This is a genomic window from Tenggerimyces flavus (assembly GCF_016907715.1).
Taxonomy (GTDB): domain Bacteria; phylum Actinomycetota; class Actinomycetes; order Propionibacteriales; family Actinopolymorphaceae; genus Tenggerimyces; species Tenggerimyces flavus.
Genome location: NZ_JAFBCM010000001.1, coordinates 751,246 through 770,197, shown reverse-complemented (window position 1 = coordinate 770,197; position 18,952 = coordinate 751,246). Strand labels below are relative to the sequence as shown.

Genomic DNA, 18,952 nt, shown 5'->3' with positions numbered 1-18,952 from the left:
CGCGTGAAAATCTGGTGGCCGGGCCGGGGCGAGTCAAGGGCCGCAACGCGGTCGCGAAGCGACGTCGCCCATCTGCGAAGCCGCCGCGGCGCCCTTGACGCGCCCCGGACCGGCCACCACAATCGACCGCCGCCACAGCCCGACCAGCTAGCCCGCCCAAGCACAGCAAGGCAATGCAACAGCCCGACCAGCTAGCCCGCCCAACCACAGCAAGGCAAAGCATCAGCAAAGCCAAAGAATCAGCCCGAAGCAGAAGAAGCCGCCCGACCCCAAGGAGTGAGAGTCGACGGCACGTGACGTGAGACCGAGCAAAGCAGCGGCGGGTGTGAAAGGCAAGGCGACGGGCGAAGGTGACGCGACGACATAAGCCAGGTCCTAGACGTCGACCGCGCCGCTTTGGCGGAGTAGGGCAGTGATCACGTCGGCCGTGTCGCCGGCGAACTTCGTGGCCTGTAAGGGAGTCTGGCCGTTGCCGGCCGGCGCGTTCGGGTCGGCGCCGCGGTCGAGCAGGAGCTGAACGGTGGCCACCTGGCCAGCCGAGACCGCCGCGATGAGCGGTGTCGGCCAGCCGATGGCGACGTCAATGACCCGGGGAACCCGGTCACGATCGCGTTCAGTCCGAGCTTGGCTCCGTCGGAGGCGTTCAGGCCCACACCGTTCTGGAGCAGCAAGCGCACGATGGCGACGTGCTGGAAGTTCCGCGCCCACAGGACGGGCGGGGGCCGCATGGTGAGCGTCCCGCATCGCGGTCGGCGCCGGCCGCGAGCAAGGCTGAGGCGACTTCGAGTGAGCCGGCGGCTGCCGCGTGGTGCAGGGCGTTCGCGCCGCCGTCGTCGAGCACGTTCGGGTCGGCGCCCAGCTCGAGCAGCAAGGTGCCCGCCGCGCCGTAGAGCTCGCGGACATCGGCAGCAGAGTCCATGACCAGATGCTTGCAAGATTCAGCAACAATTGGCAAACATTACAACTCCGCTGAGCCTAGAGGTCCTGCTGCTCGAGGTGCCAGCGGACGAGTTCGGTGCGGGTGGTGAGCCCGGTTTTGGCGAGGATGCTGCGCACGTGGCTCTCCACCGTTCGCTCGGACAGCACCAGCCGCGAGGCGATGTCGCGGTTGGAGAGGGCTTGGGCGACGAGGGCACTCACCTCGCGTTCCCGCGGTGACAGCGGGGAGGCGGAACGTGAAGCCGCCGCCGCTTCGGTGAGGAAGGCATCCGCGGCGCGTAGGAGGCCGGGCATGTCCAGCCGGCGGGCCTCGGCCGCGGCGGCGCGGGCCAGGGAGACGGCGCGGGGGAGGGATGACGCGAAGAGGGCGCGGGCCAGGCCGAGGCTGCCGAGGGCGACGTACGGCCGGGCGCCGAGCAACGCGTCGACGCGCAGCCCCTCCTCGTAGTGCGCGACAGCGGCCGAAATCTCGCCGCAGCCCAAGTCGAGCTCGGCGAGCACGCGTCCGAGCGAGCCCAGGTACGCCACCGTGCCCGCGCCGATCGCGACGGCGCCGCCGAAGATGTCCTCCAGCTGGGTACGAACGCCGCGACACCCGTCCGGATCATCGAAGGCCACCGCGAGCTCGGCCAGGTACGACAGAGCGGGCGGGCCCAACCCGGTGCGCATCTCGTCGAGCCGCCCGATCAGCGACCGGTACAGGTCCAACGCCTCATCCGAGCGGCCGGACAACCGCAACCCGACGGCCATGGCGGTCTGCGCGACCAGCGGATAACCCCGCACGCCGCCGAGGAAGTCCGTCCACCCGGGCATCAGGTCCGCGGGATCGTCGCGCAGCAGCGCCAGGCTGAGCGACTGGCCGAATCTGGTGAAGCGGATCGACACGTCCTGCCAGTCCCCGGCGATCTCGTTGGCCCGCGCGGACCGTTCGCGGCTCGTCCCGAAGTCGCCTACCAGGGCGGCGATCGTGGCCTCGCGGCGCAGCACATGCCAGCGCACCAGCGGCAACCGCGTGCGGTCGGCGAGCGTACGCATCTCGCCGAGCTCGCGCTGCGCCCAGGCCATGTCCGCCTGGTGGATCGCGGCGTCCGAACGCCAGGTGTGCGCCCACAGCGCCGAGAGGGGTCGAGCCGTCCGGGCGGCCAGGTCGATCGCCCGCTGGCCGAGCTCGATCACCTCGGGATCGTGCCGAGGCTGCCGATACCGCCAGGCGTACGCGCGGATCGCGTCCAGCTCGGCGTTCGGGTCGCCACTGGCCGTCGCTCGCTCCAGCGCGTCCGCAGCCCACTGCGCTGCCTCGTCGTCGGCCTCCCGCTCGAACAGCGCGCAGGCCAGCTGGGCCTCGACCCGCGCCCGCAACTCCGGCGCCATCTCGCAGTCCGGCATCCGCAGCGCCCGCCGCGACAGGTCCTCGAGCCGCTGGTTGACGTCCGGGTGGCCGACGCCCTGGATGACGATCGCCGCCCGCCCGACCACCTCCGCGCGGCCAGAGAGCTCGCCCTCCACAGCGGCCTGAACGCAGGCCTCCGCGCTCTGCTGGATCCGCCCCGCGAGGTACAAGGCCCGGGCAAGATCCAGCAGCAGCTCCGCCCGGTCGGCGGTGGAACCGGTATCGAGTGCCAGCTGAAGATACGAGGCCGCGTCCTCGTACGCACCCGCCGCCAACGCAGCCGCCGCCGCGCGAATCGCCCACCCCACAGCACGTTCCGGCTCCTCGGCGAGCAGCCAGTGCCGGGCCACCGTGCCCGCCCGCTCGTCTCGCCCCACCGCGAGTGGTTCCAACAGCTCAGCGGCAAGACGGTGCAGCGCGGTACGCCGCGACGGTGAGAGCGAGGCGTACGCCGCGTCCCGCACCAGCGCGTGCGCGAACCGCACCCGGTCGCCGGAGTGGACCTCCATCAGGCCCGCGGGTACGGCCGGCAGCAGCCGCTCGACCACCGCGCTGGCCGAAAGAACGCCGAGCAGCCGCGCGACCACGTCCGGCTCCATGACGGGACCGAGCACGCTCAGCGCCTCGATGTCCGCCGCGACCCGCGGTCCCGAGGCTCGCATCGCGGCCGCGACGAGGTGGCGGAGCTCCGGAGCGGCGCCGGTCGCGCCGTCCCAGTCTCGGTCGCCGCGCAGCGCCTCGACCGCGACTTTCGTCAACGTACGCAGGTAAAGCGGGCTGCCGCCGGAGAGCTCGACCGCACGCCCGATCGCCGCCTGGTCGGCACCCTCGACGGCGGTGGACAGCATCGCGGCGGCCTCCGTCGGCGACAGCGGTCCGAGGTTCACCACCTCCGCCGAACGGTCCGCGGGCAGCGCCGCGGCGTCACGATGCGTCCCGACGACGAGCAACGGCAGCCGCCGGATCTCCGCGCCGAGCCGGTCGAGCAGGCGCAGCGTCGCCGCGTCCGCCCACTGCAGGTCGTCGAGGACGACCACCAGCCCCGGCGACGCCGCGGCCTGCTCGGCGAGCGCGTCCACCACAGCGGTGTCGGCGGTGAACGTCGACGCCGCGGCCTCCTCGGCGGAGCCGTACCCGTGCTGCGTGGACCCGCCGACCAGGGCAGCAACGGCATCGCGCGGCGACGGCCAGTCGCGTACGGCCCGGACCCACGGCCAGAGCGCGGGCATCCCCGCGTCCACGAGACCGGCACCCCAGCCGACGACGGGGCAGTCCCGCACGAGTTCCTCGACCAGCCGGGTCTTACCGATCCCGGCGGGCCCGCTCACCACGACCAGGTGACCCGACCCGGCACGGGCGGACGCAAGCCGGCGCCGCAGGAGGGCGAGCTCCTCCTGGCGTCCGACCAGCGCGTCCGTCGAGGTCATGCGTGAAGTATCAGGGTTCAGCGTTGTCCTCAGTGCCCGATTGCGTACCAGCACTGATGTGGCGCGCCGCCGTTCGCGGGAACGTGCGGGCATGGACATCGCAGACGCCGTCGAACGGCTCTTCGCACCGGCCCGACGCCCCGGAGGGGTGGGCGTCGAGATCGAGCTGATCACCGTGACCGACACGGCCGAGTCGTGTCCCGTCGACCCGGCCGTACTGGCAGCGGGCTTCGACGCCGCCTTCGTCGAGGCCGCGCGCCCGACGTTCGAGCCCGGCGGGCAGCTCGAGCTCAGCCCGCCTCCGAGGTACAGCCGCGCACGCCTCATCCACGACGTGCACACCCTGATCGGACGAGCGACCGCCATCGCCCACGAGCGCGGCGTACGGCTGGAGACGAAGGGCGTCAACCCGTACCACTCCTGCGCGGACGTCCCGCTGCGTACGCCGAAGCCGCGCTACCTCGCGATGCAGGAGGCGTTCGACGAGGTCGGGCCGGAGGGCCGGCGGATGATGCGGCTCACCGCGTCGCTGCAGATTGCCGTCGACCTGTTCCCGGGCGAGGCCGGTCACGAGCAGTGGCTCGTCGCCAACCTCGCCGGCCCGGCGCTCGCCGCCGCGTTCGACAACTCCCAAGGCGAACGCACGAGGATCTGGCAGCGCGCCGACCTCCGCCGCACCGGCTACGACGGGCGGTACCTCGACCCGACCGACCCGATCGGGGCGTACCTGGACTTCGCGAAGGCCGCACCCCAGCTGCCGATCCCGGAGACCGAGGACGCGTGCTACCACCTCACGACGCTGTTCCCGCCCGTCCGGCCACGCGGTGGCTACCTCGAGCTCCGCTACCTCGACGCCCAACCGCTCGAGCGCATCGGCGAAGCGATCACCACGGTCGAGACGCTGCTGTACGACGCGCAGGCGAGGCGGGCCGCGCTGGACCTGCTGATGCCGCGAGTCGGCGACCTGCAACAGGCGTGGAACGAGTCCGCCGCCGGGCGGTCGCCGCAGACCGCCGACCTCCTTGAGATCGTCCGCCCGAGCCTGGTAGGTGCCGCATGAATATCGCGTTCGTCGTCGACCCGCTGGAGTCCCTGGACGCCTCCATCGACACCTCCGTCGGGCTCATGCACGCCGCGCAGGAACGGGGCGCGGACGTCTGGGTCACCGAGGCCGGACAGCTCGAGGCCGTGAACGGCCGAGCCCGCGCCACCGCGCGCCGCGTCCGACTGGCGCCGTCGCGACCGAGCGAGGGGCACCGCTGGACCGTGCCCGACCCCTGGTTCACCGCGACCGTGCCGCAGCAGGTCTGGCTCGACGACATGGTGGCGGTCTTCGTACGCACCGAACCACCCGTCGACGACGTCTACACGACCGCGATGCTGATCTTGGACCTCCTCGACCCGTCGCGCACCGCGATCGTCAACGACCCCACCGGCATCCGGGTCTGCAGCGAACACCTGCTCCCGTTGCGATTCCCCGACCTCATCCCGCCAACGATCGTCACCGCCGACGCGCGCACCATCCGGTCGTTCGTCGCCGAGCACGACGGGGCAGTCGTCAAGCCCGTCGACGGATTCTCCGGTCGCGGCGTGCTGAGGCTCGACCGCCACGACCCCAACCTCACGTCCCTCATAGAGATCGCCACGGGCAACGGCGACCACGCGGTCGTCGTCCAGCGCTACCTCCGCGAGGTCGACGCCGGCAATAAACGGATCTTCATGTTCGGCGGCGAACCGGTCGGCGCACTGCACCGCTTCCCGGTCGCCGGCGACTTCCGGATCGGCAACCCGACCGCTGAAGCGCCGATCACCAAGCGGGACAGGGAAATCTGCCAACGCCTCGCGCCGACGTTGCGCCGGTACGGCATCCACCTGGCCGGCCTCGACGTGATCGGTCCCTACCTCATCGAGGTCAACGTCACCAGCGTGGGCGCGCTCCGCAAGGCCGACGCGCTCCTCGGCTGGACGCTCTGCGCCGACCTGCTCGACGACGTCCTCGCACCCCACACCCACAGGAGAACAGCATGACCATCGCCCTCATCTGCACCGCGATCCTCGCCGCCCTGGTGTTCGTCCTCGGCTTCAACGTCTCGCGGATGCGCGGCGTCACCGCGAAGACGGGCGGCTCCCAGATGCCGACCGACCCGGCCAGCCCGCTGCTGATCGCCCAACGAGCGCACGGCAACGCCGTCGAGTACATCCCGATCCTGATGGTGCTGTTCCTGCTGGTCGGCGCCCGCAGCCCGATCGTCGTGGCCATCCCGCTCATCGCCGGTGCCACCCTCGCCCGGCTGCTGCACGCGTACGGCATGATCACCGCGCGCACCCTGGCCGCCGAGGGCAAGCTGCGCATGGTGGGCGCGATGGGCACGTACCTGTTCGGCGTCGCGCTCGCCGTCGCCCTGGCCTTCAGCCTCTGATGGCCGGCGCCCACCCGGCGGTCGCCGCACTGCGCGTCCCGGCCTTTCGGCGTTACCTGGCAGGGCAACTGCCCTCGGTCACCTGCTCGTGGGCACAGGTGGTCGGGCTGTCCTGGGTCGTCGTCCAGCTGGATCCCAGCGCGCTCGGGTGGGTGGTGGCCCTGCAGTACGCGCCCAGCCTGGTGCTCGGGCCGTGGTTCGGCGCGCTCGTCGACCGGTACGACCGCAGGCGGCTGCTGATGCTCGCCGAAGCCGGGCTCGGGCTGGTCGCGACCGCGTACGCCGTCCTGGCGTACGCGGGTGGGCTGACCCTGCCGTGGGTGTTCGTGCTCGCCGCGGTCTGGGGCGTGATCAACGCGCTCGACACCCCGGCCCGGCGGGCCCTGGTGCCGATGCTCCTCCCGCCCGAGCTCGTGTCGATCGCGTCCGCACTCACCGGCACCCTGATGTTGCTCGGCATGAGCGTCGGCTCCGCGCTCGGCGCGGCGCTAGTGGCAGCGGTCGGGCCGACGGTCGCGTTCGCCGTCAACGCGGTGTCGTTCGGCGTGGATGTCGTTGTTCTGTGGACGATCCGGGTCGGCCCGTCGCCTCGGGTGGCCCGGGCCCCAGGCCAGATCCGAGAAGGGCTGCGGTACGTCTGGCAGGCGCCGGCGTTGCGTACGGCGATGCTCGCGATCGCCGTCGTCGCCACGCTCGGCTTCACCCTCCAGGTGTCGGTACCGATCTTCGTGGAGGGACCGCTGCGTGGCGGACCGGGGCTGGTCGGGATCGCGTTCACGACCTCGGCCACGGCGAGCCTGTTCGGCGCGATCACGGCGGCCGCCCTGGGTGGACCGGGTCCGAAGGCGATCCTCCGGGCCAGCCTCGGTATGGCCGCGGCGTTGGCCGTCGTCGCGGCGGCGCCCACGTTCCCGGTCGCGCTGGTCGGCCTGGCCGGGGTGGGCTTTGCGTGGTCGATCCTCATCACCGCGGTGATCGCCGTCCTGCAGTCCGCCGAACCGTCGATGACCGGCCGGGTGATGGCCACGTTCAGCGGCGTCCTGATCGGCGGGATGGCCGCGGGCGGGCCGATCACGTCGGTCATCAGCACCTACGCCGACCCACGCGCGTCCTTCGCGCTGGGGGCCGTCGCGTGCGTCGTGGTCGCGCGGCTCAGCCTGGCGTCGCGTAGGAGTCGCGTTGCGGCTCGGTGACCGGCTCGGCCTTCTTCCTCCGCAGCCGCAGGCTCGTCAGCGCCACCCCGCCGACGATCAGCACGCCAGCGACGATGCGCGTCGGCGTGATCCGTTCGTCCAGGAACACCGCCGCGGACGACAGGCCGAAGATCGGCACCAGCAGTGCGTACGCCGCCACCACGCCGGCGTTGTAGCGGCGCATCAGCACGCCCCAGATGCCGTACCCCACCAGCGTGGAGATGTACGCGATGTACGCGAGCGACGCGATCCCCGGCAATGACAGGTTGCGCAGCGCCTCGAGGTCGGCCCGCGGCCCTTCGAAGACCAGCGACAACGCGAGGAGCGGTACGGGCGCGAGCAGGCTGACCCACACCCACATGTTCAGGATGTTCGTCGCCCGCGCCTTGCGGATGCCGACGTTCCCGACGGCCCACGCCGCCGCGGCGCCGATGCACAGCGCGAACGCGACCAGCGGGCTGCCCTGGCCGAGGTCGAACCCGACGAGCGCGATGCCGCCGAACGCGATCGCGAGCCCGAGGACCTGGCGCAGCTGGATCCGTTCGCCAAGGAAGATCGACCCGAGGACGAGGGTGAAGATCGCCTGTGCCTGCAGCACCAGCGACGCGAGGCCGGCCGGCATGCCCGCGTGGATCGCCGTGAACAGCAGGCCGAACTGGCCCGCGCAGACGCCGACGCTGATCAGCAGGATCCACCGCCACTGCACCTTCGGCATGCCGACGAAGAACACCGCCGGGATCGCGACCACCGCGAACCGCAGCGCGGCGAACAGCAGGGGCGGGAACTCGTTCACACCGACGTCGATCACGACGAAGTTGAAGCCCCAGATCGCGGCGACGATCAGCGCGAGCAGGACGTGGCGGGGGCGCATATGTCCCAGTCTTCGCCCGCCATCGTTTAAGGACAAGCGAGTATTGGTGGACCCCATTGGTTAGCATTGCTACATGCTCCAGGTCGACCGCCTCCGCGCGCTGCACGCCGTCGCGACCCACGGCTCGGTGAGCGCGGCCGCCGCCGCGTTGCACGTCACCACCTCCGCGGTGTCCCAGCAGCTCGCCAAGCTCGAACGCGAGACCGACTCCCAGCTGATCGAGCGGAACGGCCGCGGCGTACGGCTCACCGACGCCGCCCGGCTGCTCGTCGAGCACGCCGACGGCATCCTCAGGCTCGTCGAGCGGGCCGAGTCCGACTTCGAGGCGCATCGCGGCCAGGTCGTCGGCCAGCTCTCGATCGGCGCGTTCGCGACCGCGGCACGCGGACTGCTGCCCGAAACCCTCGGCGTCCTCGGCGAGCGCTATCCCCGGCTCACCGTCTCGATGCAAGAGGTCGAGCCGCCGGCCGCGCTGCGGGACGTGGTGCGAGGCGGGCTCGACCTGGCGATCGTGCAGGACTGGCACAGCCTGCCGCTCGGCCTGCCCGACGGCCTGGAGCGCGCGACGTTGCTCGACGACGTGGCCGACGTGGTCGTTCCGGCAGGGCATCGATTCGCCGATCGCGAGGTCGTCGACGTGGCGGAGCTCATCGGCGAGCCGTGGGTGACGTCGCCGCCCGGCGCGGTGTGTCACGACCTGCTCGTGCACACCGTGCGTTCGTACGACGCCGAGCTGCGGATCGTGCACATGGCGGCGGAGTACGAGACTCAGTTGAAGCTCATCGCGGGCGGGTTCGGCCTCGCGATCTACCCGCGGCTAGGGCGCGGGCCGGTGCCGCCGGGCGTGGTGTTGCTGCGTACGGAACCCAGGCTGCTGCGTTCGGTGTACGTCGTCTGGCGCAAGCAGGTGGGCACGCGGCCGGCGATCTCCGCCACGGTGAAGGCGCTGCAGTCGGTCGCGGATGTCGTCAGCGCTAGGGCAGATACACGCTGAGTGGTCAGCGAACGCGTGAGCACGCGCTGTTTGTCAGCGCTAGGGCAGATACACGCTGAGGTCGCCGATCGCCGCGCGCACCGCGGTGGGCAGCATGCCGGCGAACTGCAAGAACGCGTGCGGGGTGTCGGCGTACTCGACGTACTCCGTCTCGACGCCCGCGTTCTCCAGCGCCTTGGCGTAGTCGCGGGCGTCGTCGCGGAGCGGGTCGCGGCCGGCGCCTATTACGAGCGCTCTCGGGAGATCCGCGTGGCTTGGCGCCTGGAGCGGGGCGACGTACGGCGTGACCTCCTGGCCGGCGAGGTAGAGCTCGTCGAACCAGTGCGAGTGCTTGCTGTTCAGGACGACGCCGTCGAAGAGCCGTTGCGACGCGGTGTCACGGTGCATCCCGACGGAGGGATAGCAGAGCAGCTGCCTCGCCACGCGCGGGCCGCCCTCGTCGCGGGCGCGCAGGCAGGCCGCGGCGACGAGGTTGGCGCCGGCGCTCTGGCCTCCCGCCAGCACCTCGCCGTCGCCACCGAGTCTTGCCTTGTGCGTGTGCAGCCAGGCGATCGCGTCGTACGTGTCGTCGAGGCCGGCGGGGAACGGGTGCTCGGGTGCGAGCCGGTAGTCGAGCGAGACGACGTTCACCCTTGCCTGCTTGGCCAAACCGGTGCAGACGACGTCGACGTCGTCGAGCGCTCCGGCGACGAAGCCGCCGCCGTGCAGCCACAGCAGCAGCGGCGCCGGTGTCTCCGCGTCGTCGCGATAGAGGCGGGCGCGGACGTCGCGGCCCGGGAGGTCGAGGACGAGGTCCTCGCGGATGGCTATCGGTGGCGCCGTCCCGAACAACGCGGGGTTGCGCGGCGCGGTACGGCTGGCGACGAGGTCGTCGAGGCTGACGGGCTCGTCCCGCGGGCCGAGCAGCTCGAGGAACGCCTCGGTCTCGACGGCGAACCGCGGGTCACTGCGGACGCTCACAGCATCCCGAGGTGGATGGCGGCGTGCCAGAACGCCGGGTTGTTCGGCACGGTCATGACGTACTCGGCGAGCGAGCCGACGCTGTGCTCCTGTGCCAACTCGAGCTTGACGTCGTCGTTCCAGCCGTCCGACTGGAGCTCGTCGAGCAGGGCGGCGCGAACGCTCTCGTACCGGTGCACCAGCAGCTCCGTGGGGACCTCGCGGCCTGCCGCGACGCCGCTCTGGTTGAGCAGCAGTCCAGCCTCGCTGGTCTCCCAGCGCTGGTCCAGACTCCAATGGGTACGGGCGTTTCGGGCATCGGTGAGCACGGCGAGGCTGATCTCGTCCCACATCAGCACGTGGGCGACGAGGTCGTGCAGGCTGTCGCAGAAGTCGCCGAGCGGGCCTTCGTTCACGAGGTACGGCTTGGTCAGGTCGTCGACCGCGGCGATCTCGTTCGCCAGCACCGCATGGTCTTCGCAGACACGCCGGATCGCTTCGGCTTGGGGGATCACGTTCTCGACGCTAGGACTGGTTGTCCGCGTGGACAAGCGAGCGTTGCGCATCGATGCGGTGCGCGTCGCGCATGCCTCATCTCACTTCGCGCGGGCGCGCCGGACGACCAGGCCTAGGACCGAGCCGGCGGCGGCGGTGGCGCCGTACGCGAGCAGCAGTACGAGCGCGCCGATCGGCCAGAGGTTGGCGCCGATGGTCTCGGCGTCGGCCATCCGCCACGCGGACAGCGCGACGATCGGGACGACGACCATCAGCACGGCGGCGAACGGGCGGCCGCGCAAGCCCAGCCAGGCGGCGCCGACGAGCACGGCGATCCCGACTAGGACCCAGTCGAGCGTGCTGTGCGGGTCGGTGAAGTCGTTCGGCGTACCGGCCGGCACGACGTCCCAGTTCCAGCCGAGCACCAGCCACCAGACGCCGATCGCGAGCAGCGCGACCAATGACAGCTCGGCCGGTCCGGCCTTGCTCTGCGCGTTCATCCCCGTTCCCATCCTTCGTCGTCGACCGGCATACTCCCGGCATGGATCAGTCTCCCTGGCCGCTGCGCGATCTGCGCATCACCACTCCGGGGCTCGAGCTCCGGTTTCCGAACGACGACGACCTGATGACGCTGGCCGCGCACGCCGCCAAGGAGGACTACGACCCTTCGGTCCCCGCGTTCGCGGTCAAGGAGGACACGCCGACGCTGCGGTCGCGGCGGTTCCTGCAGCGGGCCTGGAACGCGTGGTCCGGCTGGAAGCCCGAGCAGTGGGTCCTCGACCTGGTGGCGGTCGTCGACGGCGAGACGGTGGGGCACCAGCTGGCTTGGGCGCGGGGGTTCGATGTCTTGCGCGAGGTCGAGACGGCGTCCTGGGTCGCGCGTGCGCATCAAGGGCGGGGCTTGGGGACGCTGATGCGGGCGGCGATGCTCGGGTTCGTCTTCTCGGGGTTGGAGTCCTCGTACGCGACGTCCTCGGCACGGACGGACGCCAAGGCTTCGCATGCCGTGTCGCGGAAGCTCGGGTACGTCGAGGACGGGATCCTGCGGGTGGCGACGAACGGCGAGGCCTTCACGCTGCAGCGGTATCGGATCTCGCGGGAGCAGTTCGAGGCTCGCGGGTTCGCGCCGGTGGAGATCCACGGGCTCGAGGCCTGCCGGGACATGTTCGGTCTCTAGCCCGGACGTTTCGAATGAAGGGCACCTTCATTCGAACCTATTGAATGAAGGTGCCCTTCATTCAACTCCGGGTCGGCGTCGTGCCCACGGCTTTGACCACCGCTACGGCGATCGCCGTGGTGATGGGGATCGCCAGGACGAGACCGATCGAGCCGACCAGCGTTCGGACCACCTCTTCGGCCAGGTCGCCGCTGGTGATCGCGGTGGTGAACGGTCTTTGGTACAGCGAGATCAGCAGCAGGACGGGGAGTGCGGCGCCCGCGTACGCGAAGGCGATCGTGTAGACGGTCGACGCGATGTGGTCGCGGCCGATGCGCATCGCGCCAGCGAACAGGCGCTTGGCGGACATGGTGGGCGACAGCTCGTACAGCTCCCACACCGCCGATGCCTGGGTGATCGTCACGTCGTTCAACACGCCGAGGCCGGCGAGGATGATCCCGCACAGCACGATCTCGGACAGGTCGAGCGTCCGCGACGACGAGAGCAAGATCCACGCGTTGTCGCCGCCGATGCCGGAGAGCTGCGTCGCGTCGGTTGCCCACCAGGCCAGTAGCGCGGTGACGATGAGGCCGAACAGCGTTCCCAGTAAGGCCGTTGTCGTCCGTGCTGACAGTCCGTGCGCGAGATAGAGCACCACGAACATGATCGCCGACGAGCCGACAAGCCCTACCAGCAAGGCGTTCTCGCCATCGAGGAGCGCTGGCAGCATGAACAGTACGAGCATCACGTACGCCAGGCCGAGGCCCAGCAGCGCGCGCAGGCCGCGCAGTCTTGCGACGGCGACGACCACGATCGCGTACGCGATGGCCAGCCAGATCATCGGAATGCCGCGGATGAAGTCGACGAACGCGTAGTAGTCCTCCTGGTCGTCGCCGACCGGGACGTGCAACAGCCTGATGCGGTCCTTGGTGTCGATGCCGGCGCGGTTCAGCTCCGGCGGCAGGTCGATCGTGACGGTCTTGCCCTGCTGCGGGCCGGTGTCAAGGTGGACTTGCGCGCGGACGCAGGTGAGGTCGTCGTCGCCCGGGGTCTGGGGCGCGTCGTCGCCCGCGCCGCAGGGGAACGTCTCGAGCTTGGTGACGGTCGCGTCGAGGAGGGTGCCGCCGGGGGTGACGTACGTGGTGTCGAGGTTGCGGTCCTGCGGGCCGTTGCCGTCGGGCCAGAGCAGGAGGACGCCCAGCGCGGTGGCCATCGCCAGCGGGACGACGATGAGCAGCAGCATCGTGGTCGCGCGGCGACGTACGGCTGCGATCTCCGGTGTGGGCGGCTCGTCCGGCGTTCCGCCGTGGCCGTGTCCGTGGCCTTCGTTCTCATGCCGCGGCGTGTCGGCCCGGTGGCTGGGGGTCACAGGTCTCGACCCTAGCCGGGTGCCGTGGGCGGGCCGGTGAGCGGCTCGGGGTCCTTTACGGAACGTTGGTCGAACCCGCAGGATGGGCTGCCGGTCGTCGTGGGTGTCGTTGTCGACTCAGGGGAGGCAGCCGTGAAGCTGGTCCGGTTGGTCGGAGTTGTCATGGTCGCCGCGGCGGTCTCGGCGTCTGCCCTGCTGCTGCCGTCCGAGCCTTCGGCCGGGGCGGCCGTGGCCGGACCCGGCCAGCCGTACGCGCCGAACTGGCATCCGCGCGACCTGCTGACCTGGAGTCCCGCGACGGATGCCGACGCTCCGTTCAACAGGAGCGTGACGCCGCTGGTGCCGCGGGTGCAGGACGCCCTGACGACCGCGAACCCGTCCGCCGCCTCGCGCCGGTTGCTGGCGTTGTCTGTCTTCGCCAACACCGACGGGAACCCGTCGCAGGGGTCGGCGAACTTCGACTACTACACGTCGGAGTTCTGGCAGTACATCGACACGCTGGTGTTCTGGGGCGGCTCGGCGAGCGAGGGCCTGATCCTGGCGCCGAACCCGACCGTGACCGATGCCGCGCACCGGAACGGCGTGCCCGTGTACGGCACGGTGTTCTTCCCGCCGGTCGTGTACGGCGGGCAGCTTTCGTGGGTGCAGGACCTGTTGGTGCGCGACGCTTCGGGGTCCTTCCCGTTGGCTCGAAAGCTCGCGGAGGTGTCGCGGTACTACGGGTTCGAGGGGTGGTTCATCAACCAGGAGACGGACGGGACGGACGCTGCCTCCGCCGCTCTGATGCGCGACTTCATCGTGGAGCTGAAGGCTCACGGGTCTCGGGTGGTCTGGTACGACGCGATGAACGAGACCGGTGCTGTCGGGTGGCGTGGGGCTCTGGATGACTTGAACGACTCGTTCTTCGCTGCTTCGGATCTGATGTTCGTGGACTTCCGGTGGGATCTGCCTGACCTGCCTGCTTCTGCTGCCTACGCGCGGTCTATGACGCGGTCGCCTGCTGAGCTCTTCTTCGGGGTGGATACGGGGTGGCGGCAGTTCGCTGTGCAGCCTGACTTCGATGCGATCTATCCGGCTGCTTCTCCTTCTGGCGCGTCGGTGGCGTTGTATCGGCCGGACTTCACGTTGACGGGGACGGAGGACAAGACGCAGTTCGCTGCTCGGGAAACGCGCTTCTGGGTGGGTGCGGATCGCGATCCCTCCTTGTCTGGTGCTGACGCCGACGGATGGCGGGGTGTGTCGTCGAAGATCGGTGAGTCTTCGCCGGTGACGAGGTTGCCGTTCGTGACGTCGTTCTCCACGGGGCGTGGGCTGTCGTACGCGCGGGACGGCCGGGTGTTGCAGCGGCTGCAGTGGAACGACCTGGCTGCGCAGGACGTGCTGCCCACCTGGCGGTGGCTGGTGCGGGGTGCGCCGTTGACGGTGGACTACGACTTCGCTTCTGCTTGGAACGGCGGCTCTTCGCTCCGGCTTTCTGGAGCTTTGCCTTCTGCCGCTGACGTTCCCTTGTTCGCCGCGCGCGCCCGCGTGCCGCATGGCGCTCGCCTGTCCGTGGTGGCGTCGGGCTCGGTGCGCCTGTCGGCGGTGCTGCGCTTCGCCGACCGGCCGGGCCGCGATGTCGTTGTCCCGTTGGGCAAAGCTCGTTCCAGCTGGACCTCGCTGTCGGCCTCGCTGTCGAAGTACGCGGGCCGCACGCTGACGAGCATCGGCCTCCGCCTGTCCTCTTCGTCTGCTTCGTCGGTCGACGTGCACGTCGGCGAGCTGGCATTGCGTACGTCCTCCTCCCACCCCTCCGCGCCCTCGCGTGTGCGGGTGGTCCCGTCCACCGACGGCGGCCTCCGCGTGACCTGGAAGGCGTCGTCGACGAAGAACGTGCGCTACAACATCTTCGTCAAGGACACGTCCGGCAACCGGCGCTGGGCCGGAACGACCTCCTACCCAGCCAAGTACGTCGGCCCCGAGCTCCACGCCCAGCCCAACGACGTCGAGATCGAAGCCATCGACCCCAACGGCAACCGCAGCCGCCGAGCGAGCAACTGATCACATGGTGGAGATCGTTCCCGCACCGGTGGTCGCGGAGGTTGGCGAGGGGCGGCTGCACGATCCTCCGGTCGAGGTGGTGCTGCGCGACTTCACTCCCGACGAGCTGCGCGTCCTGCCGACGACGTTGGGGCGGCGGGCTGACCTGGGTGACCCGCAAGGGGAGCGGTATGGGTTGACTGCGGCGGATGGTCGGGTCGAGGTCTTCGCTCCCACCGCTGAGGGCATCTTCCGTGGGCTCACCACGCTGCGGCAGCTGGACCGCGACGGGGTGGTGCCGGCGGTGCGCGTTCTGGATGGGCCGCGGTTCGCGTGGCGCGGGCTCTCGCTCGACACCTCGCGGCGGTTCTTCCCGCCTGACGAGGTGCGGCAGGTGATCGAGCTGCTGGCGCTCTACAAGGCGAATGTTCTGCACCTCCACCTCACCGACTCCGAGGGGTGGCGGATCCAGATCGACGCGTGGCCCAAGCTGACCGGGGCCGATGGCTTCTACACGAAGGACGAGTACCTGGCGCTGGTCGCGTACGCCGCTGAGCGCTTCGTGACGATCGTTCCCGAGATCGACCTGCCCGGCCACACGGGTGCTGTCTTCGAGGCGTATCCCGAGCTCGCCGCGGAGGGCGTCGACGGCAACCCGTTCCTGACCTACCTGCATCCCGACCATCCGCAGGTCGCCGGCTTCGTCAAGGACGTGTTGACAGAGCTCGCCGCGCTGACGCCGGGTGCGTACCTCCACCTGGGTGGCGACGAGACGTTCGGGATGCCGGAGGAGCTGTACGAACGGTTCATGGCGCTCGTCCGGCCGTACGTTCCCGCGCTCGGCAAGCAGCTCGTCGTGTGGCAGGAGGCGACCCGCAGCGGTGCGCTCGAGGCGGGCGATCTCGTGCAGTACTGGCTCGAGTTCGCCGGACCGCTGCCGACAGAGCTTCCCACTGAGCCGATCACCCTGCCCGACGGCAAGACGATCGAGCCCGAAACCCTGGTCGCGATGCTGCAGGTGCTCCCCAAGTCCCAGGGCGACATCGACCGGGCCATGGCCCTCGGCAACGACGTCATCGTGTCGCTGAGCACGAAGGCGTACCTCGACACGCCGTACGCCGAGCCTGAGGCCGACCCGCGCCTCGGAATGCCGTTCTATCCAAGGCAAACCGTCGCGGAGTTCTACGACTGGGACCCGGCGACCGTGCACCCGCGCTTGCCCGAGTCCTCGATCGCCGGCGTCGAAGCAGCGCTCTGGTGCGAGTCCGTCAAGTCGTTCGCCGACGCCATGCACCTCATCCTGCCCCGCCTCCCCGGCATCGCCGAGCGCGCCTGGAGCCCCACCGGCGGGACCTGGGAGACGTACGCACCTCGCCTCGCCGCCCAGGTCCCCTTGTGGGACAGCCAGAATTGGCCCTACTTCCGCTCTCCCTCGATCGGATCCATTGACTAAGCCCGACCGGGTCTGCGATGCTGCGCAAGCTTTGCCAGGGTTGGGGAATCTTGCGCCGGGGGGTGCATCGATGGGTCGTGTCTTCCGTCGTGTCGTGGTGGCCGTCGCCATCGGTGGCATGGCCGTTCTCGCGTTGCCGAACGCGAACGTGAGCGCCGCCAAGCCGGAGCCGTCGCCCGCGGGAGCGGCATCGGTACGCACGTACGGCTCCTGGCTGACGGTGTCGAGCAACGGCGAACGTGCCCTCAACGACACCACGAAGCACGCGGACGTGGGCCTCTACGCGTCGACGAAGAAGGTGTCGCGACCGTTCTACCGCTTCTCCACCTCCGCGCTCGCCGGCAAGCACATTCTCTCCGCCACGTTCCAGCACAAGCTGATCCATTCGCCGAACGAGGACTGCGAGGCGACGACGTTCGGGCCAGCGGTCGAGGTCGGGCGGACCGAGAACTTCACCTCGACGACGGCGTGGCCGGGCCCGAAGTGGCTGCAGACGCTCTACTCCAACTCGACCGTGCACGGCCAGCAAGGCAAATGCCCCGGCGCGAAGACGCCGGAGTGGGACGTCGAGGCCGGCGTGGAGGCCGTCGCGGCAGCTCGTCAGCCAGTGATCGTGCTCGGTCTCCGTTCGGCGAACGAGAAGGATGGCAACGGCTGGCGCGTCTTCGACAACGACACCGAGCTGCCAGCCCCGTACCCGAATCTCATCGTCGAGTACAACACCCCGCCGAACGTTCCCACCGAGCTGAAGCTGCCAGCCGGGGCGCCGTGCGGGACCGACCTGTTCCCGACGCCGATCTCGACCAGCACGCCTCGGCTCCAGGCGCTGGTGACCGATCCCGACGACGCCGGCATGGGTGTCTCCGGGTTGGTCCCACGCTTCGAGCTGACCGCCGCGACGGGCGGGCCGGCACTCTGGAGCTACGCCGCGACCACCACCTACTCGGGCGGTCGACCGATGGTCAACGTGCCCGAAGGCACCATCCGGAACGGGTCCACCTACCGCTGGCGGGTCAGAACCGAGGAACCCACCGAGGAAGGGACGGACCTGTCGGCGTGGAGCCCGTGGTGCTCCTTCAGCGTGGACACCGTGGCACCCACGATGCCGTCCGTACACTCCTCCGACTACCCCGACACGAGCTCCGGCGGTCCCACCGGCAGCGGCGGGGTGGGCGTTCCAGGGCGGTTCACGTTCAGCAACGGGCTCCGCAGCGACGTCACCCAGTACACCTACGCGTTCAACGGCGGGCCGCACAGGACGGCGCGACCTTCCGCTCCCGGTCGGCCGGTGACGGTCTCGTTCACTCCTGAGCGCATCGGAGTGAACACCCTCGTCGTCTACGCGTCCGACCGGGCCGGGAACGGAAGCCTGAGCCGGTACTACAGCTTCGAGGTCGCTTCCAACTAGACCGCGTACTCGCGGTACCAGTCGAGCTCATACGTCGCCGGCGTCATGTCGCCGCCGTAGAAGTTGTCGAGCTGGATGGTCTGGTGGCCGGACGCCATGCACTGGATGCATTCGCGGACGTCGTTCGCGCCGCCGGAGAAGCGGAACCACTCCTCGCCGTCGATGAAGCCGGCGACGTGTTCCGCGGTCCACTCGAACGCGACGTTGTGCCACTCCGTCAGCGGCGCGCCGCAGTCGGACTCGCGGCTGAACTCCTGCTGCACCGCCACGTTCGCGTCGTGCGGGTAGTGGATGAACGACTCCGCGCAGTCCGCTCCGGGCGCGCCGTTCTCGAGGTAGTCGTACTCGCCGTCCTCCGGCCACTGCTCGGAGTCCGGCCAGATGATCAGCAGCGGGTGGTATTCGCGGCCGTTCGCGCTTCCTGTGTTGGTCGAACGGATCCGCGCCTCCCATCGGCCGTACTGCCGGCCGCTCTTCGAGGCGAGCCAGCCGGAGTCGCCGTCGGCCTCGCCGGTCTGCCGCAGGAAGCCGCCGAAGACGCGGGTGTTCGCGTCGCAGCGGCGGCCGTTGCCGGCGTGGCCCGGCCAGCACTGGTCGACGCCACCGCCGGCGAGGCTCCACTTGGACTGGTCGGGAACGGCCGGCGCGGACTCCGAGCCGTAGTTGAACTCGTCGGAGCCAGCCAACGGGTCACCCCACCCGAACCGCTCGGCGGCGGTGTCGCCCGGCGCGGCGTTCGCCGCCGGCGCGAGCAGGGAAACGATGAGAAGGCTGGCACTGGCCAGAATGAACCTACTGCGCGCTTTCATTGACGACCCCCGTGGAATCGTGTGCGTGCATTGATGGTTTACCGGTATACCTCAATCGGGCCAACCGTCG

The 18,952-nt window shown here is 70.1% G+C and carries 18 protein-coding genes; 9 read left to right on the top strand and 9 right to left on the bottom strand.

The features are described 5' to 3' along the window. Positions 1-375: 375 nt before the first annotated feature. The 3 genes from JOD67_RS39790 to JOD67_RS03780 are packed head-to-tail and all read right to left on the bottom strand — an operon-like array spanning position 376 to position 3,756. Positions 376-744, bottom strand: a complete 369-nt coding sequence (locus JOD67_RS39790; RefSeq protein WP_239553708.1) for an ankyrin repeat domain-containing protein — start codon at positions 742-744, stop codon at positions 376-378. Further along, positions 644-919, bottom strand: coding sequence for an ankyrin repeat domain-containing protein (locus JOD67_RS03785; protein WP_205115194.1), 276 nt, complete (start codon positions 917-919; stop codon positions 644-646). The genes JOD67_RS39790 and JOD67_RS03785 overlap by 101 nt, the downstream gene beginning before the upstream one ends. A 56-nt stretch (positions 920-975) precedes the next feature. Next, on the bottom strand, positions 976-3,756 hold the full coding sequence (locus tag JOD67_RS03780; protein WP_205115192.1) for an ATP-binding protein: 2,781 nt from the start codon (positions 3,754-3,756) through the stop codon (positions 976-978). Between the two features lie 91 nt (positions 3,757-3,847). Between JOD67_RS03780 and JOD67_RS03775 the strand changes: the two genes are divergently transcribed. Genes JOD67_RS03775 through JOD67_RS03760 form a run of 4 tightly spaced genes read left to right on the top strand, consistent with a single transcriptional unit; the run spans position 3,848 to position 7,369 of the window. Further along, a complete protein-coding gene (locus JOD67_RS03775) occupies positions 3,848-4,816 on the top strand; it encodes a glutamate-cysteine ligase family protein (RefSeq protein ID WP_205115190.1) in 969 nt (322 codons plus the stop codon). Continuing rightward, entirely contained in the window at positions 4,813-5,784 is a 972-nt protein-coding gene (gene gshB, locus JOD67_RS03770; protein ID WP_205115188.1) for a glutathione synthase, read from the top strand. The genes JOD67_RS03775 and gshB overlap by 4 nt, the downstream gene beginning before the upstream one ends. Beyond that, positions 5,781-6,176: an MAPEG family protein gene (locus tag JOD67_RS03765; protein ID WP_205115185.1), complete on the top strand. Its 396-nt coding sequence runs from the start codon at positions 5,781-5,783 to the stop codon at positions 6,174-6,176. The genes gshB and JOD67_RS03765 overlap by 4 nt, the downstream gene beginning before the upstream one ends. Continuing rightward, entirely contained in the window at positions 6,176-7,369 is a 1,194-nt protein-coding gene (locus tag JOD67_RS03760; protein ID WP_205115183.1) for an MFS transporter, read from the top strand. Before JOD67_RS03765 ends, JOD67_RS03760 begins: the two co-directional genes overlap by 1 nt. Here JOD67_RS03760 and JOD67_RS03755 read toward each other — a convergent pair. Further along, a complete protein-coding gene (locus tag JOD67_RS03755; RefSeq protein ID WP_205115182.1) occupies positions 7,329-8,240 on the bottom strand; it encodes an EamA family transporter in 912 nt (303 codons plus the stop codon). The genes JOD67_RS03760 and JOD67_RS03755 overlap by 41 nt on opposite strands. 73 nt (positions 8,241-8,313) lie before the next feature. Here JOD67_RS03755 and JOD67_RS03750 point away from each other — a divergent pair, with 73 nt between their 5' ends. Further along, entirely contained in the window at positions 8,314-9,234 is a 921-nt protein-coding gene (locus JOD67_RS03750; protein WP_205115181.1) for a LysR family transcriptional regulator, read from the top strand. Positions 9,235-9,273: 39 nt separating this feature from the next. Here JOD67_RS03750 and JOD67_RS03745 read toward each other — a convergent pair whose 3' ends face one another. The 3 genes from JOD67_RS03745 to JOD67_RS03735 form a co-directional block, all read right to left on the bottom strand. Beyond that, positions 9,274-10,194, bottom strand: coding sequence for an alpha/beta hydrolase (locus tag JOD67_RS03745; RefSeq protein ID WP_205115176.1), 921 nt, complete (start codon positions 10,192-10,194; stop codon positions 9,274-9,276). Further along, positions 10,191-10,688, bottom strand: coding sequence for a hypothetical protein (locus JOD67_RS03740; protein WP_205115174.1), 498 nt, complete (start codon positions 10,686-10,688; stop codon positions 10,191-10,193). Before JOD67_RS03740 ends, JOD67_RS03745 begins: the two co-directional genes overlap by 4 nt. An 81-nt stretch (positions 10,689-10,769) precedes the next feature. After that, on the bottom strand, positions 10,770-11,168 hold the full coding sequence (locus JOD67_RS03735; protein ID WP_205115172.1) for a hypothetical protein: 399 nt from the start codon (positions 11,166-11,168) through the stop codon (positions 10,770-10,772). A gap of 41 nt (positions 11,169-11,209) precedes the next feature. Here JOD67_RS03735 and JOD67_RS03730 point away from each other — a divergent pair, with 41 nt between their 5' ends. Then, positions 11,210-11,845, top strand: coding sequence for a GNAT family N-acetyltransferase (locus JOD67_RS03730; protein ID WP_205115165.1), 636 nt, complete (start codon positions 11,210-11,212; stop codon positions 11,843-11,845). 61 nt (positions 11,846-11,906) lie between these two features. On the opposite strand, the gene JOD67_RS41675 is transcribed toward JOD67_RS03730, so the two are convergent. Continuing rightward, a complete protein-coding gene (locus JOD67_RS41675) occupies positions 11,907-13,193 on the bottom strand; it encodes a YibE/F family protein (protein ID WP_307782264.1) in 1,287 nt (428 codons plus the stop codon). A 132-nt stretch (positions 13,194-13,325) separates the two neighbouring features. Between JOD67_RS41675 and JOD67_RS03720 the strand changes: the two genes are divergently transcribed. From JOD67_RS03720 to JOD67_RS03710, 3 genes are all read left to right on the top strand, one after another. Continuing rightward, entirely contained in the window at positions 13,326-15,233 is a 1,908-nt protein-coding gene (locus JOD67_RS03720; RefSeq protein ID WP_205115164.1) for an endo-beta-N-acetylglucosaminidase, read from the top strand. 4 nt (positions 15,234-15,237) lie between these two features. Beyond that, positions 15,238-16,665, top strand: a complete 1,428-nt coding sequence (locus JOD67_RS03715; RefSeq protein WP_205115162.1) for a family 20 glycosylhydrolase — start codon at positions 15,238-15,240, stop codon at positions 16,663-16,665. Between the two features lie 70 nt (positions 16,666-16,735). Then, positions 16,736-18,073: a hypothetical protein gene (locus tag JOD67_RS03710; protein WP_205115160.1), complete on the top strand. Its 1,338-nt coding sequence runs from the start codon at positions 16,736-16,738 to the stop codon at positions 18,071-18,073. Here JOD67_RS03710 and JOD67_RS03705 read toward each other — a convergent pair. Then, on the bottom strand, positions 18,070-18,882 hold the full coding sequence (locus tag JOD67_RS03705) for a glycoside hydrolase family 16 protein (RefSeq protein ID WP_205115158.1): 813 nt from the start codon (positions 18,880-18,882) through the stop codon (positions 18,070-18,072). The genes JOD67_RS03710 and JOD67_RS03705 overlap by 4 nt on opposite strands. Between the last annotated feature and the right edge of the window lie 70 nt (positions 18,883-18,952).

What these genes read in the sequence shown, in the direction of transcription:
- JOD67_RS39790 (WP_239553708.1), bottom strand. Translation starts at nt 744, where the DNA reads ATGCGGGACGCTCACCATGCGGCCCCCGCCCGTCCTGTGGGCGCGGAA.
- JOD67_RS03785 (WP_205115194.1), bottom strand. Translation starts at nt 919, where the DNA reads ATGGACTCTGCTGCCGATGTCCGCGAGCTCTACGGCGCGGCGGGCACC.
- JOD67_RS03780 (WP_205115192.1), bottom strand. Translation starts at nt 3,756, where the DNA reads ATGACCTCGACGGACGCGCTGGTCGGACGCCAGGAGGAGCTCGCCCTC.
- JOD67_RS03775 (WP_205115190.1), top strand. Translation starts at nt 3,848, where the DNA reads ATGGACATCGCAGACGCCGTCGAACGGCTCTTCGCACCGGCCCGACGC.
- gshB (WP_205115188.1), top strand. Translation starts at nt 4,813, where the DNA reads ATGAATATCGCGTTCGTCGTCGACCCGCTGGAGTCCCTGGACGCCTCC.
- JOD67_RS03765 (WP_205115185.1), top strand. Translation starts at nt 5,781, where the DNA reads ATGACCATCGCCCTCATCTGCACCGCGATCCTCGCCGCCCTGGTGTTC.
- JOD67_RS03760 (WP_205115183.1), top strand. Translation starts at nt 6,176, where the DNA reads ATGGCCGGCGCCCACCCGGCGGTCGCCGCACTGCGCGTCCCGGCCTTT.
- JOD67_RS03755 (WP_205115182.1), bottom strand. Translation starts at nt 8,240, where the DNA reads ATGCGCCCCCGCCACGTCCTGCTCGCGCTGATCGTCGCCGCGATCTGG.
- JOD67_RS03750 (WP_205115181.1), top strand. Translation starts at nt 8,314, where the DNA reads ATGCTCCAGGTCGACCGCCTCCGCGCGCTGCACGCCGTCGCGACCCAC.
- JOD67_RS03735 (WP_205115172.1), bottom strand. Translation starts at nt 11,168, where the DNA reads ATGAACGCGCAGAGCAAGGCCGGACCGGCCGAGCTGTCATTGGTCGCG.
- JOD67_RS03730 (WP_205115165.1), top strand. Translation starts at nt 11,210, where the DNA reads ATGGATCAGTCTCCCTGGCCGCTGCGCGATCTGCGCATCACCACTCCG.
- JOD67_RS03715 (WP_205115162.1), top strand. Translation starts at nt 15,238, where the DNA reads ATGGTGGAGATCGTTCCCGCACCGGTGGTCGCGGAGGTTGGCGAGGGG.
- JOD67_RS03710 (WP_205115160.1), top strand. Translation starts at nt 16,736, where the DNA reads ATGGGTCGTGTCTTCCGTCGTGTCGTGGTGGCCGTCGCCATCGGTGGC.
- JOD67_RS03705 (WP_205115158.1), bottom strand. Translation starts at nt 18,882, where the DNA reads ATGAAAGCGCGCAGTAGGTTCATTCTGGCCAGTGCCAGCCTTCTCATC.